Below are 24720 nucleotides of genomic sequence, written 5' to 3' on the forward strand. Positions count from 1 at the left end.
GTCTCCCAATGTTCGTTTGTTGCTGTGTTCAGCTTACCGAAAATCCTTGCCAGAACGGGTCTTCGCGATCGATCCAGATCGTGTTGAACCCCGTGGTGATCGCAGAGCCTTCGATCGACGGCACGATGGCCGCCTTGCCGCCCAATTCGGCGGCTTCCTCGACCCGACCCGTGAAGCGGCTGCCGATGTAGCTTTCGTGGACGAAGGTATCGCCGACCGCGAGCTTACCCTTGGCGACCAGTTGCGCCATGCGCGCCGACGTGCCCGTGCCGCAGGGGCTGCGGTCGATCGCATTGTCGCCGTAGAACACGGCGTTGCGTCCGTCGGCGCCCGGCGCGGTAGGACGATCGGTCCACATCACATGGCTGACGCCATGGATGCGCGGGTCGAGCGGATGGACCGGATCGATCACCGCGCGAAGCTGCTGCCGGACGATGCGGCTAAGCGCGATCAGTCGGGCGGCCGAGAATGTGTCAAGTCCTGCGTAACCGCCTTGCGGCTCGACGATCGCGTAGAAATTGCCGCCATAGGCGATGTCGACGGTGATTGGCCCCAATCCGGGAACCTCGATCGAGATCCCCTCAGTGGCGAGATAGGATCGCACATTGCGAAAACGCACACAGCGCACGCGATCGCCGTCAACGCCATATTGCACGTCGAGGATGCCCGCCGGCGTCTCGACGCGCAGTTTGCCAGGCTCGCGCGGCGTGATGAGGCCGTTTTCGAGCCCGAAAGTGATCATGCCGATCGTACCGTGCCCGCACATCGGCAGGCAGCCGGAGGTCTCGATAAACAGGATGCCGATATCGGAATCCGGTTCGCACGGCGGATAGAGGAAGCCGCCCGACATCATGTCGTGGCCGCGCGGTTCGAAGCACAGCCCGGTTCGAATCCAGTCGAAGCGCGCCATGAAATCCTGGCGGCGCTCGGGCATCGTCGCACCGCGCAGCAGCGGCGCGCCACCGGCGACCAATCGCACGGGATTACCTGCGGTGTGGCCGTCGATACAAAAGAACACATGACGCATCGGCGTCAGGCCAGCTCGCGCTGCTTCTTGCTCGGCTGGGTCGCCTTGCATTTCTCGACGCGCGCGATCACGTCCGCCCGGCGTGCGCCGGACAGCGGCATGCGGGGCATCCGGACGCGCTCGCTGCCGCGGCCCATTATCGCCTCGGCGAGCTTGATCGACTGCACCAGGTCATGCTCGGCATCGAGATGGAGCAGCGGCATGAACCAGCGATAGATTTCGCGCGCTTCCCGCCAATTGCCGGCATTGGCGGCGGCAACGAGACGCACCGATTCGGCCGGAAATGCGCTGGTCAGCCCGGAAACCCAGCCGGTCGCCCCGAGCAGCAACCCTTCGAGCGCGATATCGTCGAGTCCGGCCATCACTGCATAGCGATCGCCGAAGCGGTTGATGACGTCGGTGAAGCGGCGCGGGTCGGGGGCGCTCTCCTTGACCGCGACGATATTCTCGACATCGGCCAGCGCGTCGAGCGTCTCCATCTCCACGCTGACGCGATAGGCGGGGGGATTGTTATAGAGCATGATCGGCAGCGCGGTCGCTTCGGCAACCATGCGGAAATGCTGCGCCAGTTCTTCCAGCGTCGGCACATAGACCATCGACGGGAGCACCATCAGCGCATCGACCCCGATCTTCTCGGCATCGCGGGCATAGGCGATCGCCGCATCGGTGGTGAATTCGGATATGCCGGCGACCAACGGCACGCGCCCCTTGAGCGCCTCGACCGCGCCGGACAGGATTGACCGCTTCTCGCCGGCTGTAAGCGAGTTGTTTTCGCCGCAGGTGCCGAGCAGGATCAGCCCGTCGACACCGTCGTCGACCAGCGCGGTTTGCACCTTCTGGGTCGCGTCGAAATCGACCGAATTATCGGGAGCGAACTGGGTTGTTGCGGCCGGATAAACCCCGGTCCACAAGGTCTTCGACGCGTTCATATAAGCTGATACCCTCTGTTGAAGATAAACTTCGTATACGATATAAGATTGGTGGAAACAACCGATTTTTGCGGCCGTATCGGACCATGCTGCGGCGCGGTGGACCGCATTTAGGGAGAATTGAGTGACGAACGGAATCGGCGGATCGACGATCGAGCATGAATTGGCGGATATCCGGCCCTGGGCCGATGTCGCCGCCGCACCGGGACCGGACGATTATGCCGCTCGGCTCGACCGTGCCAGACAATTGACGCGGGACATGAAGGCCGACGCCTTGCTGGTCGGCGCGGGGGCCAGCTTGCGCTATTTTGCCGGTGTCCCCTGGAGCGAGACGGAGCGGCTGGTGGCCATGCTGCTGCCGGTGAAGGGGCAGCCGATCCTCGTCGCGCCGCATTTCGAGCGCGGCACGCTGGAGGCCGACCTGGCGATCGATGTCGATCTGCGCTTGTGGGAAGAGGATGAAAGCCCGGCCGACATGCTTGCCGCGGCAATGCGTGAATGTGGCGTGAGCACGCTGGCGATCGATCCAGCGATTAGCTTCTTGTTCGTCGATCGGGTCGGCAAGGCGGCGCCCTCATCCACGGTGCTCGCCGCGAATTCGGTGATCGACGGCTGCCGGATGATCAAGTCGCCGGTTGAGCTGGCGTTGATGCAGCAAGCCAAGTCGATGACGCTCGAGGTTCAGCGGCGCGCGGCGCGAATCCTGCATCCAGGCATCCGGGCGAGCGAAGTCGCGCGCTTCCTCGATGCCGCGCACCGCGCGATCGGAGCGCCGGGCGGCAATGGCTTCGTCATCGTCCAGTTCGGACGCGCCAGCGCCTATCCGCACGGCTTGCCCGGCGACCCCGAACTGGCAGAAGGCGATATCGTCCAGATCGACACTGGCTGCCGGGTCCATGGCTATCATTCGGACATCACCCGCTCCTATGTGTTCGGGACGCCAAACGACGAACAGCGATCGATCTGGGAACTGGAACGCGCGGCGCAATATGCTGCATTCGAGGCGGTCGAACTCGGGGTGCCGTGCGAGGCGATCGACGCCGCGGCGCGAGGCGTGCTGGAAAAGGCAGGGCTGGGGCCCGACTACAAACTCCCGGGGCTGCCGCATCGCACCGGCCATGGCATCGGCCTGTCGATTCACGAGCCGGCCTATCTCGTGCGAGGCGACACGACGTCCCTGGCACCGGGCATGTGCTTTTCGAACGAGCCGATGATCGTCGTGCCCGATCGCTTCGGCGTGCGGCTGGAGGATCATTTCCATGTCACCGAAACCGGCGCGCAATGGTTTACCGAGCCGTCGCCCTCGATCGATCGACCGTTCGGCTGAGGCGGACGTTGTTTGTCGTGATCTGAAGCGCTGAGCCGCCAACACGCATAGCAGTATTACACTGAGCGCTGGGTAACTCGATAGTCCGTCTACAGTGGCAATCGCACCAGCCCATTGGGCGCCAGCGCTGGGCGATGACAAGCGCTGAGCGAACACGCCTGCCTTTCCACGCGGGCGGCTGTTTGGCTTTTACGAGATTTTATCTTGCCAATTTCGTTGTGCAGCGCATCATGGCTAGGCGGCGAAAGGGAGCGGATGGCCTTTTTCGAGATGACCGATCAATCCGGTGCGGTGCGGCCCTGCTATGCCGAGGTCCAGCGCTGGGTCGACGAGGTCGGGATCGAGGGGCTCAACGCCAGGCTCAAGGAAGCCGAGACGATCTTCCGCCGCATCGGTATCACTTTCGCGGTCTATGGTGAGGGCGGCGATCCCGAGCGGCTGATCCCCTTCGATCTGCTACCCCGCGTTTTTTCAGCGGCAGAATGGCGCACGCTCGATCGCGGTATCCGCCAGCGTGCCCGCGCGCTGAACGCTTTCCTGTACGACGTCTATCATCGCGGCGAAATCATCCGCGCCGGGATCGTGCCGGGCGAACTGGTCTATCGCAACAGCGCCTTCCTGCCGGAAATGATCGGATTCGACCCGCCGGGGCGCGTCTACAGTCACATCGTCGGCATCGATATCATTCGTACCGGCGAGGGCGGTTTTCAGGTGCTGGAGGACAATTGCCGAACGCCCTCGGGCGTCAGCTACATGCTCGAGAACCGCGAGATCATGCAGCGCATGTTCCCCGAACTGTTCGGTGCAAGCCGGGTGGCGCCGGTCGATTCCTATCCCAACGACCTGCTGGCGACGCTCAAGGAAGTGGCGCCGGCGAGCGCGGGCAGCGATCCGACAGTGGTCGTGCTTACCCCCGGTTCGTTCAATTCGGCTTATTACGAGCACAGTTTCCTCGCCGATTTGATGGGTGTCGAACTGGTCGAGCCGATGGATCTCTATGTCGACGACGATACGGTGTGGATGAAGACCACGCACGGGCCGAAGCGCGTCGACGTGATCTATCGCCGCATCGACGACGATTTCATCGACCCGCTCGCGTTTCGCCCCGATTCGATGCTGGGTGTAGCGGGGCTGTTCGGCGCCTATCGCGCGGGCGGGGTGACGCTATGCTCGGCGCCCGGCGCAGGGATTGCCGACGACAAGGCGATCTATCTCTTCGTTCCCGAGATGATCCGCTTCTACCTGTCCGAGGCGCCGATCCTGGAAAATGTGCCGACGTGGCGCTGCGCATTGCCGGACGAATGCGCTTATGTGCTCGATCATCTCGACGAGCTGGTCGCCAAGGAAGTGCATGGATCGGGCGGCTACGGCATGTTGATCGGGCCGAAGGCGACGCGCGCCGAGGTGGATGCCTATGCCCAGCGGATTCGCGCCAACCCGGCCGATTTCATCGCCCAGCCGACCCTAAACCTTTCGACGGTGCCGGTGCTCGGCCACCACGAGATTGTCGGTCGCCATGTCGATTTCCGGCCCTATTGTCTAGTCGGCAAGCAGATGCGGTTGACGCCCGGCGGCCTGACCCGTGTCGCGCTGACCGAAGGCTCATTGGTCGTCAATTCGTCGCAGGGCGGCGGGGTGAAGGACACCTGGGTGCTGGACGAATGACATGCTGAGCCGCACCGCCGAGAACATCTTCTGGATGGCCCGCTACATCGAGCGGGCGGAGAGCACCGCGCGGCTGATCCAGATGGGCCAGCGCATGGCGATCCTGCCCGGCCCGATCCATCGCGAGGAATGGCGATCGGTGCTGCGCGTCACCGGCTGCGACGGCATGATCGACGGTGACCGCCCGGTGGCAGAGGCCGACATCGTCCGCATGCTGCTGCTCGACGAGGGCAATCCGTCGTCGATCCGATCATGCCTGTTGCGCGCGCGCGCCAACGGCCGCGCGGTGCGCACCGCGCTGACGCAGGATATGTGGGAGGCGCTCAACGACGATTGGCGGCGGCTCGAACATTACGACGTCGCGAGTGCGCGACGCAATCTCGCCGAATTGCTCGACTGGGTGAAGACACGCGCCTCGACCTTCCGCGGCGCGGTCGAGACCGGGCAGATACGCAACGAAGGCCATGATTTCCTGCGCATCGGCGGCGCGCTCGAGCGCGCCGAGATGACGCTCAGGCTGCTCGACGTGAAATATTATGTCCTGCTGCCCGAAACCGCGGTGATCGGCGGGGTGCGCGATCATTACCAGTGGACGTCGGTGCTCCATGCGCTGTCGGCGGCGCGCGCCTATCACCATGTCTATGGCGGCGGCGACTATACGCCGTGGCGGATCGCCGACCTGCTGATCCTGAACCCGCAGTTTCCTCGCTCGGTGTCGTTCTGCTTCGGGCAGATCGGCTGGCACCTCGAACGATTGGCCCATGCCCATGGCCGGCGCAGTGCGGCGCACGATATCGCCATGACGATGCTTTCCGACCTGCGCGACCGCGAGAGCGGGGAGATTTTCGAGGAGGGGCTGCACGAATTCGTGCTCAAGGCGCTCGCCGTCACCAACCGACTGTCGGGCGAGATCGCCCAGGGATATCATTTCAACTGATGCTGCTCGTCGTCCGCCATCTGACCCATATGCGCTATCCGGAGGGAGCGGCGGGGCTCGCCTTGCGGCTCAAGCTGTTCCCGCAGAGCTTCGAAGGCCAGCGCGTGATCGACTGGCATGTCACGGTGGACGGCGACGAGATCGCGCGCACCGTGGTCGATGGCTATGGCGAACGCGCGGCGCAATGGCTGGCGCAGGGACATCGCGACGAATTGGAGATAGTCGCTCATGGCCGCGTGGAGACCGAGGATCAGGCGGGGATCGTCAAGGGCCTCCGCCGCGCGCCGCCTCCGGCGGTATTCCTGCGCGAAACCGCGCTGACGGCGCCAGATGACACGATCGCCGGGCTGGCCGAGGGACTCGACCCCGGCAGCGACACGCTATCCGGGCTCCACGCGCTGAGCGAGCGGGTGCGCGCGGCGCTGCCGTACCGGAGCGGGATCACCGATAGCAAGACGTCGGCGGCAGAGGCGCTCGCCGGCGGAGGCGGGGTGTGCCAGGATCACGCTCACGTCTTCATCGCGGCGGCGCGGGCAGCCGGGGTGCCGGCACGCTACGTTGCCGGCTATCTGCTGGCGAGCGAGGAGGCGCATCAGCAGTTCGAAAGCCACGCCTGGGCCGAGGCGTTCGTCGGCGACCTCGGCTGGGTGGGGTTCGACGTCGCCAATGGGGTCAGCCCGACCGATCATTATGTTCGCCTGTGCACCGGTCTTGACGCCGGCGATGCGGCGCCGGTACGCGGGATCGTGACCGGCGGGGGGCCGGGCACCGTTTCGGCCGATGTACGCATCGCCCGGGGCGAGGGGGACATCGAGGCGATCCAGCAGCAACAGCAGCAATGAACCGGGGACGCAGCCAATGACCTATTGCGTCGCGGTGCGGGTCGCCGACGGACTCGTGCTGCTATCCGACACGCGGACCAACGCCGGTGTCGACAATGTGTCGCGCTATTCGAAGATGTTCACCTGGGAAGCGGCCGACGAGCGCGCGATCGGCATGATGTGCTCGGGCAATCTCTCGATCACGCAAGGTGTGATGACGCGGCTCAACAAGGCGATCCGGATGAGCGCCGAGGATCCGGGGATTGAGACGATCCTCAACGCCGAAAGCATGTACCGGGTTGCCGAGCTGGTCGGGCTGGCGATGCAGGGGCTGCAGGATCGCTATCGTCAATCGATCCAGGCCGAAGGCTCGGGTGCCGATGCGACGATCCTCGTCGCCGGGCAGCGCAAGGGCGGGCAGCACCGCCTGTTCATGATCTATTCGGCGGGCAATTTCATCGAGGCGACCGAGGACACGCCCTATTTCCAGATCGGCGAGATCAAATATGGCAAGCCGATCCTCGATCGCGTGCTGACGATCGAAAGCCCGCTACCGGAAGTGGTGAAAGCGGTGTGCGTGTCGATGGATTCGACGTTACGATCGAACCTGTCGGTCGGCATGCCGCTCGACCTCGCGGTGATCCGGCGCGAGCGTTTCAGGTTCGACGTTCGCGAGCGGATCGAGGCCGACGATCCGCGCTTCCTCGCCATCTCGGAGCGGTGGGGGGAGGCCTTGCGAGACGCCTTCTCGACGCTGCCAGCGATCCTGCCTGCCTGAGCAGGCGTCAGGCGGCGGGAACGCCGAACAGGTCGTGGGCGTCGGCATCCTCGATCTCGACGGCCACGATGTCGCCGACCGAGAGATGGCCGGCATCGCGCAGGTGCACCTCGCCGTCAATCTCGGGAGCGTCGGCTTTCGATCGGCCGGTGGCGCCGCCGCTCTCCTCATCGACCGCATCGACGATGACGTCGAGCGTGCGGCCGACCTTGGCCTCGAGTTTGGCTGCGGAGATGCGCGCGGTCAGCTCCATCAGGCGGGCGTAGCGGTCTTCCTTGATCTCTTCGGGCACCGCATCGGGCAGCGCATTGGCGGCCGCGCCCTCGACGGGCTCGAAGCGGAACGCGCCGACGCGATCGAGCTGCGCTTCCTCTAGCCAGTCCATCAGATAACGGAAATCGTCCTCGGTCTCGCCGGGAAAACCGACGACGAATGTCGATCGCACCGCGATATCGGGGCAGATTTCGCGCCAGCCCTTGATCCGTTCGAGCACCTTGGCCTCGTTGGCGGGGCGGCGCATCGCCTTCAGCACCGATCGGCTGGCATGCTGGAAGGGAATGTCGAGATAGGGGAGCACCAGCCCCTCGGCCATCAGCGGGATGACCTGATCGACATGAGGGTAGGGGTAGACATAGTGCAGCCGCACCCATGGTGCGATCTTGCCGAGCTCGCGGGCGAGATCGGTCATGTGTGCGCGGACCTCGCTGCCGTGCCACATGCGCGGGTGGTGTTTGATGTCGACGCCATAGGCCGAGGTGTCCTGGCTAATCACCAGCAACTCTCTGGTGCCGGCCTCGACCAGCTTCTCCGCCTCGCGCAGGATTGCGTCGGGGCGGCGCGACACGAGATCGCCGCGCAATTGCGGTATGATGCAGAAGGCGCAGCGGTGGTTGCAGCCTTCGGAAATCTTTAGATAGCTGTAATGGCGCGGCGTGAGCTTGAGCCCGGCATCGGGCACCAGATTGAGGAAGGCATGCGGCGGCATCGGCGCGGCATCGTGGACGGCGCTGACAACTTCCTCATATTGGTGCGCGCCCGTCACCGCGAGGACATTGGGGAAGCGATCGCGGATCGTTTCGGCTTCCTTGCCCATGCAGCCGGTGACGATGACGCGGCCGTTTTCCGCGATCGCTTCGCCGATCGCCTCCAGGCTTTCCTCCTTGGCGGAATCGAGAAAGCCGCAGGTGTTGACCAGCACCACATCCGCGCCAGCATAATCGGGCGACATCTGATAGCCGTCCGAGCGAAGCTTGGTGAGGATGCGTTCGCTGTCGACAAGGTTCTTGGGACAGCCGAGCGAAACCATGCCCACTTTGGGCGGAGAGGGGAGTTGCGTTGCCATGGGAATGCTGGCGGATATAACGCTTGCGCCCCGATTTTCCTAGGTGTGTTGCATGGCCCATTACGCGCTTGTTCCGCATCGTGATTTTCCCAGTTCGGCGATCCAATCGATCGCAGTGGAGGCGAGTCGCGGCTCGGCCGGCAGGCTTGAACTCGGCTATCGGGCGTCGGGTGCGGTGGAGCGGGTGCGCTGGCCCGACTGGAAAGGCGTCGAACCGGCGGATGGCTTGTGGGAGCATAGCTGCTTCGAGGCCTTCGTCGGGACCGCGGGAAACCCTGCTTATGCCGAGCTCAATTTCTCGACCTCAGGACAATGGGGAGCTTATGCCTTCACAGGCTATCGGCACGGTATGGCGCGCATCGACAACGTATTGGTCGGCGGCGGGCGGACCTTCGGTGACGGGATTGTCGAGGTTCGGCGCACGGTCGACTTGCCCGATTGGGTCGATGTCGGCACGTGGGCGCTCGGCTTGTCGGCGGTGATCGAAACGCTGACCGGCGAGAAATCCTATTGGGCCCTCGCACATCCCGAGGGCGCGCCGGACTTTCACAACGCAATTTGCTTTGCGGCGCGGCTTGCGGCACCTGAGCCGGCATGAAATTCGGTATTGACCGGCTGCTCGCCGATCCCGCCCTGCGTCGCCCGTTGGAGGGCAGGCGTGTCGCGCTGCTCGCGCATCCCGCCTCGGTGACGGCGGATCTGACGCATTCGCTCGACGCGCTGATCGCGGCGGGACTGAACGTGACTGCCCTGTTCGGGCCGCAGCACGGCGTGCGCGGCGACCTGCAGGACAATATGATGGAATCGCCCGATTATACCGATCCGACCTATGGGATGCCGGTGTTCAGCCTCTACGGCGAGGTAAGGCGACCACGCGGGCAATGGATGGGCACGTTCGACGTGATGCTGGTCGACCTGCAGGATCTGGGTACGCGCATCTACACCTTCATCACCACGCTGCGATATGTGCTGGAAGCTGCGGCCGAGCACGGCAAGAGCGTTTGGGTGCTCGATCGGCCCAATCCGGCGGGGCGGCCAATCGAAGGATTGACGCTGCGCCCCGGCTGGGAGAGCTTCGTCGGCGCCGGGGCGATGCCGATGCGCCACGGGCTTACGATGGGTGAACTCGGGCGCTGGTTCATCGATACGCTTGGCCTCGATCTCGATTATCGTGTGATCGAGATGGAAGGGTGGGCACCCGAAGAAGGACCGGGTTTCGGCTGGCCTGAAGGCCAGCGCATCTGGATCAACCCGAGTCCCAATGCGCCCAATCTCAACATGGCGCGCGCTTATGCCGGCACGGTGATGCTCGAAGGCACGACGCTGTCGGAGGGGCGCGGGACGACGCGGCCGCTCGAACTGTTCGGGGCGCCCGACATCGATGCGCGAAAAGTGAAAGCCGAAATGGAGCGGCTGGCGCCCGACTGGCTGAACGGATGCGCGCTGCGCGACATCTGGTTCCAGCCGACCTTCCACAAGCATGTCGGGATGCTCTGCAACGGCTTGCACATTCATGCCGAGGCGCCGCTTTATGATCACGCGGCGTTCAAGCCATGGCGGCTGCAGGCGCTGGCATTCAAGGCGATCCGCGTCCTATACCCCGATTACGAGCTGTGGCGCGATTTTCCGTACGAATACGAGTTCGGCAAGCTTGCGATCGACGTCATCAACGGCAGCACCGAATTGCGCGAATGGGTTGAAGACACGAATGCGACGCCCGGCGACCTCGATCGGGCGGCGCGCACCGATGAAGCCGCCTGGGCGGAGACGCGGGCGCGCTACCTGATCTACTGACGCGTCAGGATTTCGCGGCGGCCTTCGGCTTGGCTGCGGTCTTGCGCGTGGTCGTTTTGCGCGTCGCGGGCTTCTTCGCCGCTGTTTTTGTCGCTGGCTTGCTGGTAGCTTTCGCGGCGGGCTTGGTCGGTGCCTTCTTGGTCGCGGCGGCCTTGCGGACCTTGGGTGCGGCAACCGCGGCGGCACCGGCCGCGAGCACCGCGCCGACCGCGGCGGCAGCCTTGCCAGGATTGGCCTTGACACTCTTCACCGCAGACTTGGCCGTCTTGCTGGCGTTCCTAGCGGCGGACTTGGCGGTCTTGGTCGCGCTGTCGGCGACCTGTTTCACGCGCGAGGGCTTTTTCTCGGGCGCGGCCTTGGCATGGGGCATGGCGGACTCCGGAATGTGAGACACGGAAATATACTCCTGCAATCTATCCTAACAACCGGAACGGGGGCGCAATGGTTCCGTCAACGCGCCGTCACACCGTCCGTGTCAATTCGCGCATCGCGTCGTCCAGGCCGTCCAACGTCAGGGGATACATGCGGTCGTTCATTAACTCGCGGATCAGGCGGGCCGATTGCGAATAGCCCCATTGCCCCTCGGGCACCGGATTGAGCCACACTGCCGCGGGATAGGTGTTGGTCAGCCGGTGCATCCAAACCGCGCCGGCTTCCTCGTTCATATGTTCGACCGAGCCGCCAGGATGGGTGATCTCATAGGGGCTCATCGATGCGTCGCCGACCAGCACCAGTTTGTAATCGTGGCCGTATTTGTGGAGTACGTCCCACATCGGCGTGCGCTCGGTGAAGCGGCGGCGGTTGTCCTTCCATACGCCCTCGTAGGGGCAGTTGTGGAAATAGAAGAATTCGAGATTCTTGAACTCGCTCGTCGCCGCCGAGAACAGTTCCTCGCAGAGCTTGACGAACGGATCCATCGAGCCGCCGACGTCGAGGAACAGCAGCAGCTTGACCGCGTTGTGCCGCTCCGGCCGCATCCGGATGTCGAGCCAGCCCTGCCGCGCGGTGCCTTCGATCGTGGCATCGAGATCGAGCTCATCGGCAGCGCCTTCGCGGGCGAAACGGCGCAGGCGGCGCAGCGCCAGCTTGATGTTGCGCGTGCCGAGTTCACGCGTGCTGTCGAGGTTTTTGAACTCGCGCTGATCCCACACCTTGAGCGCGCGCTTGTGGACGCTCTCGCCACCGATGCGGACGCCTTCGGGGTTGTAGCCCGAATTGCCGAACGGACTGGTGCCGCCGGTGCCGATCCACTTGTTGCCGCCCTGGTGGCGCCCTTGTTGTTCCTCGAGCCGTTGCTTGAGCGTCTCCATGATCTCGTCCCACGAGCCCAGCGACTTGATCTGCTCCATTTCCTCGGGCGTCAGGAATTTCTCGGCGACAGCGCGCAGCCAGTCTTCGGGGATTTCGGCGGTCTGGGTGCCATAAGTGGTGGCCAGCCCCTTGAACACCTTGGCGAAGACCTGGTCGAACCGATCGAGCAGACCCTCGTCCTTCACATAGGTCGCGCGCGCGAGATAGTAGAAGTCTTCGGGCGTGCGGGCGATGACCTCACGATCGAGCGCCTCGAGCAGCGTAAGATGCTCCTTGAGGCTGGCAGGGATGCCGGCGGCGCGCAGTTCGTCGAGAAAATCAAGAAGCATCGGGTGTCGTTCCTAAGGTGCGACGCGATGATACAGCCACCACTCCGTGCCGGACAGCCCCTCGGCGCGGCGCGAGGCGACGAGGCGATAGGTGCCGCAGCACAGTCGCTGGCTCGGTGGCTGGGCGGCGGGGTGGTCGCTGTCGAGCAACAGGAACGGGGCGGCGTCGCAGCTGGTGCCGGCGACGCGAACGCGATAACCGGCGGCGCGAGCGGCCCACTCGACGACGGGGACGAGGCGCTGGTCGGGGAGCATGAGCAAGGTTCCATGCGGCGCGAGCCTGCGCAATTCGGCAATGGCGACGGCGGGATCGGCGCGGCGATTGGCGATGATCGTTGCATCGAGCCGAGCTGAGCCGATCACGAAGAGTGCGGCCGGAAGGAGCGCGATCCAGCGGCGCTGCGTGGTGCCGAGCGTGTCGGCCGCAAGCAGTAGCAGTACCGTCATCGCGGATAGGTGATAGCGCGGGATCCCGGCGTTGCCGAGGCGGCACAGCGCGTACGCCACCGGACAGGCCAGGATGAGTATCACATAAAGCGAGGTGCGATGGCCATGCCGGCCTGATATGAGCAGAACCATCGCCGTGATGAACCCAAATAGCGCCGGCCATGCATTGAGCGCGGCGATGCCGAGTGTCCACCGCACGGCGCCGGCAATGCCGTCGATCCAGTCGCGCAGGTGAAACGGTTGGTAGCTGCCGATCGCGAAACCGTGCGGCGCCGCGCGGGCGGCGAGCAGCATGACAAGGAGGACCATTGCGCTGGCGGCAAGCGCGGGGCCGAGCGCGCGCAGGACGATGGCGAAGGCTGCACCGAACCCGTGCCGTCGCCATAGGGTGATCCCGGCCCAGGCGGTCATCGCAAGCAGCGGCACGACCATCATCGCCTGGGCGAGCGTGCCGAGAAGCGCAAGGATGGCGAGACCGATCCACGGTGCGGGGCGGCTGCCGTCCTGGTCTAGCCAGCGGTCGACGAGCACCAGCATCGCGACGAAAGCGGCGACCATCGGTGCATAGCCGCGCGCTTCGCTGCCATAGGTGACGAGCATCGGCGAGATCGCGAAGGCGAGTGCTGCGAGCAGGCCTGATGCGGAGCTTCGGCGGAAGCCGAAAGCTGCGGCGAGCGGAATCGTCGCGGCGCCCGCGGCAATTGACAATGCGCGCTGCAGCATCGGCGGGGCATTGGCGCCGACGAGTTGCAGCCACAGCGTGTTGAGAATGTGGTTGTTGTCGTGATTGATCCGCCAGATCACCCCGGCCGGGGTCACCGCTTCCTGTGCGAAGGTCGCCGACCAAGCCTCATCAAGCCACAGCGCGCCGCGCGCGGCCAAGATGCGCAACGAGAGCCCGAGCAGCGTCAGTGCGGCAACGGCGCACCAGAGATTCCGTTCGTGCTGAACTGGCCGAAGCACGATCAGCTCTCACCGCTCGGCAATCGGCTCTCGCCAGCCGCAGGCTGAACGGAGAGGCGGGTCACCGTCACTGCTGTACCGGCACCACCGGCAATTCGATCGCACTGGCGCGAGCGGGATCGTGGAACACGGTGATCGTCGCCTTCCTGTAGTCGACCGGCTTGGCATCGAAGATGTTGGGCACGAAGGTCTGCGGGTTGCGATCGTATAGCGGGAACCAGCTCGATTGCACCTGCACCATGATGCGGTGTCCGGGCAGGAAGACGTGGTTCACGTTGGGCAGCGCGAACTTGTAGGCGAGCGGGGTGTCGGGCGTGATCGGCTGCGGGTTGGAGTAACCGTTGCGATACCGCCCGCGGAAGATGTCCATCGCCACGCCGAGCTGATAGCCGCCCATCTCCTTTTTCTGCGGATATTCGCCGGGATAGACGTCGATCAGCTTGACCACGAAATCGCCATCGCTTCCGGTCGTTGCGGCAATCAGGTCGACCATTGGCGCGCCCGAGACGGCAATCGGCTTGTCGAGCGGCTTGGTTTCATAAGTCAGCACATCGGTGCGATCGGAAAATGGGCGCTGATCGTCGACCAGCCATTGGCGCCACGTCGAGCCCTCCGCATAAGTCGAGAGAATCGGGCGGATGCGATAGGGGACGGGCTTGGCCGGGTCCGAGATATAGGAATCCGCCGGTGTATCGGCCGGGACATCGAAGCCGAGCCCGAAATCGCCGTGGAGATACAGCGGCGTCATCGCCGTCGCGCAGCCGCTGGCGCAGGCGACCGGCCAATGATCGAGCTTCTGCCAAGTGTCGCTGCCCGTCTGATAGGCGAGCACCGGCGGCAGGTCGGCGGCTGGCGCGCCGGGCTTCAATTGCGCGTCGAGGAAGGGCAGCAGCACCTTCTGGCGGAACCAGAGCGCGGTATCCGAATGGAAATCGAGCGGGCCGAGATGCTCGCCATTGCCGGCCCATTGGCCATGATACCACGGACCGAGCACAAGGTGATCGAGGTTGTTCGTATCGTGCGGCTTGGTCGCCTCATAGGCGGCGACGGCGCCGTACATGTCCTCCTGGTCCCATTGCCCGGCGACCCACAGCGTCGGCACCGTCTGTGGCTGCTTGGCAAGGATGTCCTCGAGTGCCTGTGCCTTCCAGAAATCGTCGTACGAGGGATGATCGTGTAGCTTGTTGACGAAACCAAGCTGATCGAGACCGCGGCTCTTGACGAAGCCCGACGCTGAGCCCGCTTTCAGGAACGTATCGTAATCGTCATAGGTGTCGCGCCAGACGTCGCCGGCCGAACCCTTCACCGAATCCTGGCCGTAATAATAATCATAGCCGATCAGCCGGAACGCGCCGCCGTGGAAATCGTCGTCGCCCATCCAGGTGTTGATGACCGGATCAGCGGGGACAGCAGCCTTGAGCGCGGGGTGCGGGTTCACCAGCGCCATCGCCACCAACATGCCGTCGTAGCTGGTACCGATCATGCCAACGCGGCCGTTCGACTGCTTCACGTTCTTTACCAGCCAGTCGATCGAGTCCCAGGCATCGGTCGAGTGATCGACCTTGGTGGGATTGTCGGGGCCGCGCAGCGGGCGCTCGTTCACATATTCGCCCTCGGAGCCATATTTGCCGCGAACGTCCTGATAGACGCGGATATAACCATGATCGAGGAACATCGCGTCGGACGGGCGCACGGCCATATCGGCGAACGGCACGTCGTCCTTGACCGCGCCCTCGGCATCATAGGGGGTGCGTTCCAGCAGGATGGGAGCGTCTTGCGTTCCCTTCTTCATGATGATGACGGTGTGCAGCTTGACTCCATCGCGCATCGGAATGTCGACGACGCGGCGGACGTAATCGAAGCTCTGGTCCGCCGGGGTGAAATGCGCCGGCATGTCGGCAGGAAAATGCTGTGCGATTCCCGCGCTCCCGAGCATCGCCGCCGCCATCGCAACTGCAACGCCCAACCTCGGTTTACGCATATGCCCTCCCGCCTAGTTGTAATCTGACTGCCACAAGCGGGCGCGGGCGAACAGGTGCGAATTGCTGCGGCGTACGGCTCGTTAACCAATTGAGATTAGACATGCGGGGAACAGGGCGAGGGGTCGCTATGGGGTTCGAAGCAACGGTCAGCCATCCGGCGGACAGCATTCCGGCAATTGCCGAGGCATGCGGTCGATTCGCCGTCGAATGCAGCGACGTTGCCGGATTCGTCGCCAGCGCGAGCGAGCAGATCGCACGACAGACCGAGTTGCTGCGCGCGATCGAGGCTTCGTCAGCCGACGTCCTTGCCGATCAGAACGAGGTGGCCGAAGCAACGGCCGATGCGCACAATTTCGCGGCGCGCGCCAAGGCCGAACTTGCGCAGAGCAACGACGTGATCCGCGGCGCGATTACGGTATTCGGTGACCTTACCGAAACCGTGCTGGCGCTCGGACCGCGGATGGCCGCGCTGGCCGAGGCGTTGCAGCGCGTGCGGACCGTATCGCAGACCATCGAAGGGATCGCGGCGCAGACCCACCTGTTGGCGCTCAACGCGACGATCGAAGCGGCGCGGGCAGGGGACGCCGGACGCGGCTTCGCGGTCGTCGCAGCCGAGGTGAAGAAACTTGCCACCGACACGCACCGGGCGACCGCGGAAATTGCCGGAACGGTCGCATCGCTGAACGGTGAGGCGCAAGGCATCGGCGCGGAAATCGCCACCGGCGTTGCGCGCGGTGAGGCGGCGCGCGACCGAGTCGAGATGATCCAGTGCGCGATCGGGGATGTCGTCGAACTGGTCGGTCGGCTCGACGACAAGACCGACAGCATCGCCGGGCGCGCCGCTTCGATGCGCGCGGGGCTCGGTGAAGTGCGCGGCGGGCTGGCCAGCTTCACGCGGATTGCCGGCGAGGCGACCGTACGGCTCGCGAGCGCGCGCGATCGGCTTGATGGTCTCGAGGAACGCTCGAACGAGGTTCTCGATATCGTGGCGCACAGCGGGGCGGAAACGCCCGACAGCCGGTTCGTGCGGCTGGCGATCGAGGGAATGACCGACGTTCGCGAGGCCATCGACGCCGCGATCGCGGGGGGCGAGGTGAGCGCGGACATCGTGTTCGACCGCGACTACCGGCTGATCGAAGGCAGCAATCCCGAGCAGTTCACGACGCGGTTCGTCACGGCGGCTGACCGGCTTGTACGGCCGATCATCGATCGCGTGGCGGCCACGGACCGGAAGATCATCGCTGCCGCAATCGTCGACATGAATGGCTGGCTACCCACGCATTGCACCGAATTCAGCCAGCCGCAGCGACCGGACGACACCGAGTGGAACCAGGCCAATTGCCGCAACCTGCGTAATCTGATGGACGCGCCGACCCGCGCCGCGCTCGGGCGCGAAACCTTCTCGCTCTACACCTATCGGCAGGAACTCGGCGACGAAACCTATCGCGCGGTCAAGAGCGTGTTCGTCCCGCTGCATTTCCGCGGGCGGCGCTGGGGGAATTTCGAGCTTGCCTATATCGACGGCGCCGCCTGATCGGCCGCCACCAGCAATTCAGCCGTTGGGATCGTGCCAGCTCGGCGCATACGCATCGATCAGCGCGCCGACATAATCCGGGTTGCGGCCCGTGAGTTCAGGGGCGGCGTGCGCTTTCGCAACCGCATCGGGCGCATCTTTTGCCGGCGTACCATAGATGAAGCCATAGATCGGGTAGGTCGAGCTGCCGAGCCCGTCCATGTCCTTGTACCAGACGCGGACTTCGCTCCAGTCGTTATTCTTCGAAACGTCGAACAAGGTAACGTCCTGCTCGGCATGGCCGCGCTCGCCATCGATTTTCGACCAATTGGCCTGGGTGATGAGCGCGACCCGCTTGTCGACAATGCGGCTGATCACGCCGACATGGCCGAGCGGCAATCGGCTGGTCTTGGCGAAGACGATCACCGCGCCGACACGCGGTTCGTGGCCGCGCTGATATCGATCCTTGGCCTGGCCCCACCATGTCCAAGCATCGCCATAGATCTGGATGCCCGAGGCGGCTCGCGCGAAGGGCACGCATTGCCCGACATAATCGAGCAGAGATGCCGCGCTCACCGGTATCGGCGTCACTGCGGCAGCCAGCGCGGCAAGCGCGATATGAAGCGGGGGGAACTTCATGCCCCGCACCTTGCCGCGCGCGCGTCACGAAGTGGTTAGCGAACATGGTTAATTTCGATTAATCCGGCCAAAAATTGCCGAACCGTGCCGTAAGAACGGTCAATTCTTGCCGCTTAGCCGCCGCGCCATGAAGGCAAGCCGTTCGAACAGCATGACGTCCTGCTCGTTCTTGAGAAGGGCGCCGTGCAGCGGCGGGATAGCCTTGGATGGGTCGCGATTCTGCAGAACGTCGAGCGGCATGTCCTCGTGAAGAAGCAGTTTCAGCCAGTCGATCAACTCGCTGGTCGAGGGCTTCTTCTTGAGACCGGGCACCTCTCGAATGTCATAGAAGATGTCCATTGCGCGGGAGACGAGCAGCTTCTGGATGCCGGGGAAGTGGACGTCGACGATTGCCTGCATCGTCTCGCGATCGGGGAACTTGATGTAATGGAAGAAGCAGCGGCGCAGGAAGGCGTCGGGCAATTCCTTCTCGTTATTCGAGGTGATGACGACGATCGGGCGCTCGGCAGCGCGGATCGTTTCGCCGGTTTCGTAGACGTGGAATTCCATCCGATCGAGCTCCTGCAGGAGATCGTTGGGGAATTCGATATCGGCCTTGTCGATCTCGTCGATCAGCAGCACCGGGGTCTCGGGCGCGGTGAACGCCTCCCAGAGCTTGCCGCGGCGGATATAGTTGGAAATGTCGTGGACGCGCGGATCGCCGAGCTGGCCGTCGCGCAGCCGGGCGACGGCATCATATTCATACAGGCCCTGATGCGCCTTGGTGGTCGACTTGACGTTCCATTCGATCAGCGGTGCGCCGACCGCGTCGGCGATTTCCTGCGCCAGCACCGTCTTGCCGGTGCCGGGTTCGCCCTTGACCAGCAACGGGCGGCGGAGCGTGACGGCGGCGTTGACCGCGACCTTGAGATCATCGGTAGCGACATAGTTTGGCGTGCCTTCGAACCGCTGCATACCCATCCCGATCGTTTCGAATATCGGGTTTGGACATAGGGCTATCGAGCCCCGTCGCGCAAGCGATGCGTTACTGATCGTCTCGGGCGCTGCGGCGCGCGTCGAGCAGATCCCATAGCGCACGGTGCTGGGCGAGCACCTGCTGCGCGCCGAAGGTCATTGCCCGTTCGATACCTGGCGACGTGGAGAGCGCCGCGACCAGCGACATGGTGTCGGCGTCGAGCGGCAAGCCGAGCCAGGCGGGGAGAACGCCGAAGCGAAGCGCCGCGGCATCAAGCATCGTGCGGATCGCGCGCCAGTCGAGCACGAGCGCGATGGAGGCGCCGATCGCGCAGCCGGTGCGAGCGGATTGGGCAAGCATCTCCAAAGCGTGCCGTTGCGCCAAGATTGCGGCTTCGGTTTCGGCTTGGCCGGGGGTTGAGGGTAGCGGGCCGGCGGCGGCGGTGAGCTGCGCCAGATAGCCGCGCTCGACGGTGAAGGCCTGGGCGGCCTCGGCAAGCCAGGCTTCCGCGACGTCATCGTCATTCGATGCTATGGCGTGGTCAATCGCGCCGGGATGGCGGCCATGGAGCATGCACAAAGCGTGGATCGCATCAGCAACGTCGCGGATCGACGCGCTCGACTCGGCCAGCGCGCGCGCAACAGGGTGCGCGCCGCTGCCGTCGGCCGCGACGAGGGCTGCGATCGTGCCCAGATTGCCGTCGAGATGCGAGGCTTGTGCCATGCCGAACGCCATCTTTCTTCGCTCTGCTCCAATGGATCGGGCGGCGATCGCCACCGGTCCTCCGGCTTGTCGGCGCTTTTCTATACCGAAGCACGTAAAGACGTGGTGAAGATGCGGTTAAGTCCGTTTCAACCGTTCTCGGCGGGGTCGTCGCCGACCAGAATCGCCGCTACGCCATTGGGCGCGACTCCGCGCCGCAGCAGGCTGAGGCCGATGCGCACCGGGCGGCTGCCGGCCCGGTTCACCGGCATCATTGCTGATACGCCGCGCGGCGCGCCGTCTGCGATCACCGCTTCGATCGCCTCGGCAACGGCGACGCGCGAACCGACCTCGAACAGCGTGACGAAGCGCACGCTGGCCAGCGTTTCCACGGCGATGCCCGTGAGCGCGGCGAGCGAGGGCGTTGGCGATTCGAGATAACCGCGCAGGTTGATCCGCGCGGCAGCGGCGTCCTCTACGGCGGCGAGCGCCTGATCGAGCGCGCGAACGTGGCTCGTGGCATCCTTTCGTTCTTCCTCCAGCGTTACGTCATGGGCGAACAGGGCGGCACCCCTCGCCCAAGGCTGAATCGTCATTGACAAAAGGCGGTTCGACCGGCGTGACGAAACGATTTCGATCGTTTCGGCAGCACCCCGGGCAATAACGCGTGCGGCGGTTTCGACGAGGAAGTCGGTGGCCGGTCCCGGTGCCAATTGCGCCAGCGGGATGCCCGTATCGTTGCCGATGCTGAAATATTGCCTTGCCGCCGCGCTGGTGCGGGCGATCGCGAGTGCAGCGTCGACGATGACGACGATGTCGCCGATCGTATCGAGCAGCGTGTCGCCGATATCCTCTTCAGGGCGGGATGGTGCGCACATCGCTTCCATCAATTCGACCGAGGTGAGGGCAAGGCGCGCGCGGCCGCGATGAAGGATATAGACGGGCGCGCGGGCGGCGCGTTCCTGCCACAGGCCGAATTGCCGGACGAGGGCGGAAGCGGTGACCGTCTGGGCGTCGCCGGCGGCGGGGTGAAGATGCTCTGTCATACATGGGGTGTGCGCTTGGTGACTCCGCCGCCTCAACAGATGCTGGAACCGATTTGGAGGCGAGTGCGGCGACAGGCCGGTCGCGATCCTTGCGAGAAAACAACCGATCCGGATTAATTAACCAGCGTCAGTGTCGCAGCAGTTGTGGATGCGGCGCATGGAATGCGTAATCGAGCATTGGCGACACGAAGGCCTATCGCAAGGGTTGGCGCGCTAAACCTTTCCCTGCAAGTCGGAGGTACGAGAATCCCCAAGCCGCCTCCGCAATCCGGTCTCTCCCATGGTCCAGCGGAGAGCACCCCGGCCCCGGCAAGAGACTGGTCCTCTCTCGTCGGGGCCATTTCGTTGTAGCGGTATGGCGTGGCAGCTTGCGCGCCGCCTCTTATAGCGGCAGGCTGCGCCGCATACGGGGAGGAAATCGCATGCGGCATTGGGGAGCGTTGTTGGTCGCGCTGGTCGGCGCGGCGATACTGGCAATCATCGGCACGACGCCGCCACGCCCGGCGTCGGCGTCGGCGCCCGCGACTGCGTTCTCGGCGGCGCGCGCGATGTTGGATATTCGCGCGATCGGCCATGCGCCGCACCCGGCGGGCAGCGCCGAGCACGAGCGCGTGCGGCATTATCTGGTTCGGCGGCTGACGCGGTCGGGATTCACCGTGACGACGACGCGCTCGGCCGTCAGCGCCAAGGGCGCCAAGGCGTTTCACAAGCAGAATGGCGCGAGCGCGCCGCTACCCCCAATCGTCGACATCGTCGCGCTTCGCCCCGGTCGCAATTCGGCACTGCCGGCGGTGATGCTGATGGCGCATTACGACAGCGTCGCCGGATCGCCTGCGGCTGCCGACGACAGCGCCGGCGTCGCTTCGGCGCTCGAAACCGCGCGAGCAATCGCGGCCTCGGGCCAGGGAGATCGCGACCTCATCGTGCTCATCACCGACGGCGAGGAACTCGAGCTCGACGGGGCCAGGGCGTTTTTCACCAGCAATCCGTTGAGCCGCCACGTCGGGGTTATCGTCAACATGGAGACGCGCGGCGGCGGCGGACGCGCGAGCATGTTCGAAACCGGGGCGGACAACGGCGCGATGATGCGGCTGTTCGAGCGGAACGTCGACCGGCCGGTAGCGACTTCGCTCAGCGTGTTCGTCTACAAGCACTTGCCCAACGATACCGACCTTACCGTCGCCAAGGCGCACGGCTTCTTCGGGTTCAATTTCGCGTTTATCGGGCGTCCGTCGCAATATCATTCGCCGAGCGCGGTGCCGGCAGCGCTCGATCGGGGCGCATTGCAGGACATGGGCCGGCAGGTGCTCGATCTCACGCGCGGATTGCTTAAAGCGCCGAACTTGCCGGGGCATGCCTCCGATCTGGTGTTCTTCGACGCCTTTGGGCTGGTGCTGGTCGCTTACCCGGTCTGGGTCGGCTGGGTGCTGATTGGTGCTGCAACCGGGCTCTACGCGCTCGCGGGTTGGCGGCATGCGACACTCGGCGCAGCGGCGCGGGGCGCGGTGATGACGCTTGCGCTCATCATTGGCGGCGCAGCGTTGCTCTATGGCGCCAACCTCGTGTCAGGCGCGGACGGGCCGGTGAATTATTACGACCGGCTGGCCGCGATCCCGCGGCTCGAATGGCAGATCCTGCTGATTTGCCTCGGCGTGTTTGTGGTGGCCTGGGCACTGCTCATCGCGGATCACGATCGTATCGGCACCTCGGTCGGGGCGGCGGTGCCGCTGCTGATCCTGGGCGCGGTCGCGCAGGCGATGGCGCCGACCGCGGCCTATCCGATCGTCGTGCCGTTGCTGCTTGGCGGTGCGGGACTTGCGGCGATGCGCCGGGCGAACGAGACTGTGGGTAGATCGCTCGCGGTCGCCGCAGCCATGCTCGGCATCGGCTACATGCTGGCGATGGGCTTCCTGCTGGTCGAGGCGGTCGGCCCGTTCATTCCGATGATCGCCGCGCTGCCGCTGGCGATCGCCGCCGTGCTCGCGGTGCCACTGATGCCGACGGTCGAGCGGCGGCGCGTGGTCGTTGTCGGGGCAGCGATGTTGGTGCTGGCGATCGGCATCGCCTTGTGGATCCGGCTCGATCCCGTCGCTGCGAGCGTCGCGACCTATAGTAGCTTTAGCTAGGCCGCAGCCGGGAACGCGCTCGGCGCTCCCGGCTCGGCAAGGCTCATTGATCGAGGAAGGAGCGCATTTTGCGGCTGCGGCTCGGATGCTTGAGCTTGCGCAGTGCCTTGGCTTCGATCTGGCGGATACGTTCGCGCGTCACGCTGAACTGCTGGCCCACTTCCTCGAGCGTGTGATCGGTGTTCATGCCGATACCGAAGCGCATGCGCAGCACACGTTCCTCGCGCGGGGTGAGCGACGCCAACACCCGCGTCACCGTTTCCTTGAGGTTCGCCTGGATCGCGGCATCGACCGGGATCACGGCGTTCTTGTCCTCGATGAAATCGCCGAGGTGGCTGTCTTCCTCGTCGCCGATCGGCGTTTCGAGAGAGATCGGCTCCTTGGCGATCTTCATCACCTTGCGCACCTTCTCGAGCGGCATCGACAGGCGCTCGGCCATCTCCTCCGGCGTCGGCTCGCGGCCCTGCTCGTGAAGGAACTGGCGGCTGGTGCGGACCAGCTTGTTGATCGTCTCGATCATGTGCACCGGGATGCGGATGGTGCGCGCCTGATCGGCGATCGAGCGGGTGATCGCCTGACGGATCCACCAGGTCGCATAGGTCGAGAATTTGTAGCCGCGGCGATATTCGAACTTATCCACCGCCTTCATCAGGCCGATATTGCCTTCCTGAATCAGATCGAGGAATTGCAGCCCGCGATTGGTGTATTTCTTGGCGATCGAGATCACCAGCCGCAGGTTCGCTTCGACCATTTCCTTCTTGGCAATCCGCGCCTCGCGCTCGCCCTTCTGGACCATGTTGACGATGCGGCGGAACTCGGTGAGCGCCATGCCGGTCTGCTGCGAAATCTCGGCGATTTCGGTGCGGATGCGGTCGACGGCCGAGGCTTCGCTTGCCGCGAACGCCGCCCATTTCTTGTCGAGGCCTTTGACGGTGTCGAGCCAGGTCTCGTCGAGCTCGGAGCCGATATAGCGGTCGAGGAAATCCTTGCGGTTGACCTTGTGACGCTCGGCAAGGCGCAGCATTTGCCCGCCCAGCGCGGTCAGCCGCCGGTTGAAGCTGTACAACTGGTCGACGAGATATTCGATCTTCGCCTGGTGGAACTGAACGCTCTCGACCTCGGCGGTCAGGTCTTCGCGGAGCTTCTGATACTTGCGCTCCTCGGCGCCGGACAGTTCATTGCCCGCCGCCATCGCGTCGAGCCGCTGGCCCTGCATCTTCGAGAATTTCTTGTAGATCGCGGTGATGTTGGCGAACTTCTCGAGCGCTTGCGGCTTGAGCGTCTCCTCCATCTGCGCGAGCGACAGGGTGTTGTCCTCATCATCGTCGTCGGACGGGCGCTTGGCGCGCCGCTCGGTCATCGAATCCTCTTCGTCTTCGTCGGCCGATTCCTCTTCGACCTCATCGTCTTCCTTGAAAGACGGGCCCGCGGTCTTTTCCGAAATCTCGCCGCTGCCCTCTTCGTCCTCGTCGTCCGAAAGGCTTTCCGGCGCCGGATCCTTGGTCAGCATCGCTTCGAGATCGAGGATCTCGCGCAGCTGCATCTCGCCCTCGTTGAGCGCGTTCGACCAATCGATGATCGCGTTGAAGGTGATCGGGCTTTCGCATAGGCCGAAGATCATCGTGTCGCGGCCGGCCTCGATGCGCTTGGCGATCGCAATCTCGCCCTCGCGGCTGAGCAACTCGACGGCGCCCATCTCGCGCAGGTACATGCGCACCGGATCGTCGGTGCGATCGACGGTTTCCTTCTTCTTCGGCACTTCGGGCGGCGTCGGCGAGCCGTCACCGGCATCGACCGGTTCGTTGTCGTCCTCGTCGTTATTGTCCGATTCGCCGTCTTCGCCGGCTTCCTCGTTCTCGACGATGTTGATGCCCATCTCGTTGATCGCGGACATCACGTCCTCGAGCTGATCCGAGGTCATCTGATCCTGCGGCAATGCCTCGTTGAGCTCGTCATAGGTCAGATAACCGCGCTTCTTCGCTTTCGCGAACAGCTTCTTGATCGACGCATCGTTGAGATCGATCAGCGGCGCATCACCCACTTCCGTGGCCGTGTCATCACCACCGCTGCCATTAGTCTTCGCCATC

General features: G+C 64.4%; 21 protein-coding genes. 9 read left to right on the top strand and 12 right to left on the bottom strand.

The genetic code is table 11. The annotated features are described in order from the left end of the window. Positions 1-28 precede the first annotated feature (28 nt). Positions 29-1027, bottom strand: a complete 999-nt coding sequence (locus tag K7G81_RS05815) for a 4-hydroxyproline epimerase (RefSeq protein ID WP_223029795.1) — start codon at positions 1025-1027, stop codon at positions 29-31. Positions 1028-1032: 5 nt separating this feature from the next. Further along, complete coding sequence (locus K7G81_RS05820; RefSeq protein WP_223029796.1) at positions 1033-1956, bottom strand: dihydrodipicolinate synthase family protein; 924 nt, start codon at positions 1954-1956, stop codon at positions 1033-1035. A gap of 124 nt (positions 1957-2080) precedes the next feature. Here K7G81_RS05820 and K7G81_RS05825 point away from each other — a divergent pair, with 124 nt between their 5' ends. The 5 genes from K7G81_RS05825 to K7G81_RS05845 all read left to right on the top strand — a co-directional run bounded on the left by K7G81_RS05825 (position 2081) and on the right by K7G81_RS05845 (position 7484). Next, positions 2081-3283, top strand: a complete 1203-nt coding sequence (locus K7G81_RS05825; protein ID WP_223029797.1) for a M24 family metallopeptidase — start codon at positions 2081-2083, stop codon at positions 3281-3283. A 255-nt stretch (positions 3284-3538) separates the two neighbouring features. Continuing rightward, on the top strand, positions 3539-4948 hold the full coding sequence (locus K7G81_RS05830; protein ID WP_223029798.1) for a circularly permuted type 2 ATP-grasp protein: 1410 nt from the start codon (positions 3539-3541) through the stop codon (positions 4946-4948). 1 nt (position 4949) lies between these two features. Further along, the gene (locus tag K7G81_RS05835; RefSeq protein ID WP_223029799.1) at positions 4950-5885 is read left to right on the top strand and encodes an alpha-E domain-containing protein; all 936 of its coding nucleotides are present in this window, start codon (positions 4950-4952) and stop codon (positions 5883-5885) included. Continuing rightward, entirely contained in the window at positions 5885-6727 is an 843-nt protein-coding gene (locus tag K7G81_RS05840) for a transglutaminase family protein (protein WP_223029800.1), read from the top strand. Before K7G81_RS05835 ends, K7G81_RS05840 begins: the two co-directional genes overlap by 1 nt. Before the next feature lie 16 nt (positions 6728-6743). Further along, positions 6744-7484, top strand: coding sequence for a proteasome-type protease (locus tag K7G81_RS05845; RefSeq protein WP_223029801.1), 741 nt, complete (start codon positions 6744-6746; stop codon positions 7482-7484). 7 nt (positions 7485-7491) lie between these two features. Here the strand turns inward: K7G81_RS05845 and rimO are convergent, their stop codons facing one another. After that, positions 7492-8826, bottom strand: a complete 1335-nt coding sequence (gene rimO / locus K7G81_RS05850) for a 30S ribosomal protein S12 methylthiotransferase RimO (RefSeq protein WP_223029802.1) — start codon at positions 8824-8826, stop codon at positions 7492-7494. A 52-nt stretch (positions 8827-8878) separates the two neighbouring features. Between rimO and K7G81_RS05855 the strand changes: the two genes are divergently transcribed. After that, complete coding sequence (locus K7G81_RS05855; protein WP_223029803.1) at positions 8879-9424, top strand: DOMON-like domain-containing protein; 546 nt, start codon at positions 8879-8881, stop codon at positions 9422-9424. Beyond that, the gene (locus K7G81_RS05860) at positions 9421-10620 is read left to right on the top strand and encodes an exo-beta-N-acetylmuramidase NamZ family protein (protein ID WP_223029804.1); all 1200 of its coding nucleotides are present in this window, start codon (positions 9421-9423) and stop codon (positions 10618-10620) included. The genes K7G81_RS05855 and K7G81_RS05860 overlap by 4 nt, the downstream gene beginning before the upstream one ends. Before the next feature lie 4 nt (positions 10621-10624). Here the strand turns inward: K7G81_RS05860 and K7G81_RS05865 are convergent, their stop codons facing one another. From K7G81_RS05865 to K7G81_RS05880, 4 genes are all read right to left on the bottom strand, one after another. Next, positions 10625-11032 carry a hypothetical protein gene (locus K7G81_RS05865; RefSeq protein WP_223029805.1) on the bottom strand — a complete coding sequence of 136 codons (408 nt, stop codon included), beginning with the start codon at positions 11030-11032 and terminating at the stop codon, positions 10625-10627. Positions 11033-11081: 49 nt separating this feature from the next. Further along, on the bottom strand, positions 11082-12260 hold the full coding sequence (locus K7G81_RS05870; protein WP_223029806.1) for a vWA domain-containing protein: 1179 nt from the start codon (positions 12258-12260) through the stop codon (positions 11082-11084). 12 nt (positions 12261-12272) lie between these two features. Then, positions 12273-13670, bottom strand: coding sequence for a hypothetical protein (locus K7G81_RS05875; protein ID WP_223029807.1), 1398 nt, complete (start codon positions 13668-13670; stop codon positions 12273-12275). A 67-nt stretch (positions 13671-13737) separates the two neighbouring features. Further along, positions 13738-15651: a CocE/NonD family hydrolase gene (locus K7G81_RS05880; RefSeq protein ID WP_223029808.1), complete on the bottom strand. Its 1914-nt coding sequence runs from the start codon at positions 15649-15651 to the stop codon at positions 13738-13740. Positions 15652-15779: 128 nt separating this feature from the next. Between K7G81_RS05880 and K7G81_RS05885 the strand changes: the two genes are divergently transcribed. Next, the gene (locus tag K7G81_RS05885) at positions 15780-17186 is read left to right on the top strand and encodes a methyl-accepting chemotaxis protein (protein ID WP_223029809.1); all 1407 of its coding nucleotides are present in this window, start codon (positions 15780-15782) and stop codon (positions 17184-17186) included. An 18-nt stretch (positions 17187-17204) separates the two neighbouring features. Here the strand turns inward: K7G81_RS05885 and K7G81_RS05890 are convergent, their stop codons facing one another. The 4 genes from K7G81_RS05890 to K7G81_RS05905 all read right to left on the bottom strand — a co-directional run bounded on the left by K7G81_RS05890 (position 17205) and on the right by K7G81_RS05905 (position 20507). Beyond that, a complete protein-coding gene (locus tag K7G81_RS05890; RefSeq protein WP_223029810.1) occupies positions 17205-17804 on the bottom strand; it encodes a CHAP domain-containing protein in 600 nt (199 codons plus the stop codon). Between the two features lie 99 nt (positions 17805-17903). Next, a complete protein-coding gene (locus K7G81_RS05895; RefSeq protein WP_223029811.1) occupies positions 17904-18758 on the bottom strand; it encodes an AAA family ATPase in 855 nt (284 codons plus the stop codon). Positions 18759-18828: 70 nt separating this feature from the next. Further along, positions 18829-19482 carry a DUF6975 family protein gene (locus tag K7G81_RS05900; RefSeq protein ID WP_223029812.1) on the bottom strand — a complete coding sequence of 218 codons (654 nt, stop codon included), beginning with the start codon at positions 19480-19482 and terminating at the stop codon, positions 18829-18831. A gap of 128 nt (positions 19483-19610) precedes the next feature. Further along, positions 19611-20507, bottom strand: coding sequence for a nitrogen regulation protein NR(II) (locus K7G81_RS05905; RefSeq protein WP_223029813.1), 897 nt, complete (start codon positions 20505-20507; stop codon positions 19611-19613). Between the two features lie 422 nt (positions 20508-20929). On the opposite strand from K7G81_RS05905, the gene K7G81_RS05910 reads away from it, so the two are divergent. Continuing rightward, on the top strand, positions 20930-22633 hold the full coding sequence (locus tag K7G81_RS05910; protein ID WP_223029814.1) for a M28 family peptidase: 1704 nt from the start codon (positions 20930-20932) through the stop codon (positions 22631-22633). Between the two features lie 43 nt (positions 22634-22676). On the opposite strand, the gene rpoD is transcribed toward K7G81_RS05910, so the two are convergent. Beyond that, positions 22677-24719 carry an RNA polymerase sigma factor RpoD gene (gene rpoD, locus K7G81_RS05915; RefSeq protein WP_223029815.1) on the bottom strand — a complete coding sequence of 681 codons (2043 nt, stop codon included), beginning with the start codon at positions 24717-24719 and terminating at the stop codon, positions 22677-22679. Position 24720 lies beyond the last annotated feature (1 nt).

The organism is Hephaestia mangrovi, assembly GCF_019880555.1.
GTDB classification, from domain to species: Bacteria; Pseudomonadota; Alphaproteobacteria; order Sphingomonadales; family Sphingomonadaceae; genus Sphingomonas; species Sphingomonas mangrovi.

Bases quoted from the DNA above. Each gene is read 5' to 3' on its own strand.
- K7G81_RS05815 (WP_223029795.1), bottom strand. From the start codon at position 1,027: ATGCGTCATGTGTTCTTTTGTATCGACGGCCACACCGCAGGTAATCCC.
- K7G81_RS05820 (WP_223029796.1), bottom strand. From the start codon at position 1,956: ATGAACGCGTCGAAGACCTTGTGGACCGGGGTTTATCCGGCCGCAACA.
- K7G81_RS05830 (WP_223029798.1), top strand. From the start codon at position 3,539: ATGGCCTTTTTCGAGATGACCGATCAATCCGGTGCGGTGCGGCCCTGC.
- K7G81_RS05835 (WP_223029799.1), top strand. From the start codon at position 4,950: ATGCTGAGCCGCACCGCCGAGAACATCTTCTGGATGGCCCGCTACATC.
- K7G81_RS05840 (WP_223029800.1), top strand. From the start codon at position 5,885: ATGCTGCTCGTCGTCCGCCATCTGACCCATATGCGCTATCCGGAGGGA.
- K7G81_RS05845 (WP_223029801.1), top strand. From the start codon at position 6,744: ATGACCTATTGCGTCGCGGTGCGGGTCGCCGACGGACTCGTGCTGCTA.
- rimO (WP_223029802.1), bottom strand. From the start codon at position 8,826: ATGGCAACGCAACTCCCCTCTCCGCCCAAAGTGGGCATGGTTTCGCTC.
- K7G81_RS05855 (WP_223029803.1), top strand. From the start codon at position 8,879: ATGGCCCATTACGCGCTTGTTCCGCATCGTGATTTTCCCAGTTCGGCG.
- K7G81_RS05860 (WP_223029804.1), top strand. From the start codon at position 9,421: ATGAAATTCGGTATTGACCGGCTGCTCGCCGATCCCGCCCTGCGTCGC.
- K7G81_RS05870 (WP_223029806.1), bottom strand. From the start codon at position 12,260: ATGCTTCTTGATTTTCTCGACGAACTGCGCGCCGCCGGCATCCCTGCC.
- K7G81_RS05880 (WP_223029808.1), bottom strand. From the start codon at position 15,651: ATGCGTAAACCGAGGTTGGGCGTTGCAGTTGCGATGGCGGCGGCGATG.
- K7G81_RS05885 (WP_223029809.1), top strand. From the start codon at position 15,780: ATGGGGTTCGAAGCAACGGTCAGCCATCCGGCGGACAGCATTCCGGCA.
- K7G81_RS05890 (WP_223029810.1), bottom strand. From the start codon at position 17,804: ATGAAGTTCCCCCCGCTTCATATCGCGCTTGCCGCGCTGGCTGCCGCA.
- K7G81_RS05895 (WP_223029811.1), bottom strand. From the start codon at position 18,758: ATGCAGCGGTTCGAAGGCACGCCAAACTATGTCGCTACCGATGATCTC.
- K7G81_RS05900 (WP_223029812.1), bottom strand. From the start codon at position 19,482: ATGGCACAAGCCTCGCATCTCGACGGCAATCTGGGCACGATCGCAGCC.
- K7G81_RS05905 (WP_223029813.1), bottom strand. From the start codon at position 20,507: ATGACAGAGCATCTTCACCCCGCCGCCGGCGACGCCCAGACGGTCACC.
- K7G81_RS05910 (WP_223029814.1), top strand. From the start codon at position 20,930: ATGCGGCATTGGGGAGCGTTGTTGGTCGCGCTGGTCGGCGCGGCGATA.
- rpoD (WP_223029815.1), bottom strand. From the start codon at position 24,719: ATGGCGAAGACTAATGGCAGCGGTGGTGATGACACGGCCACGGAAGTG.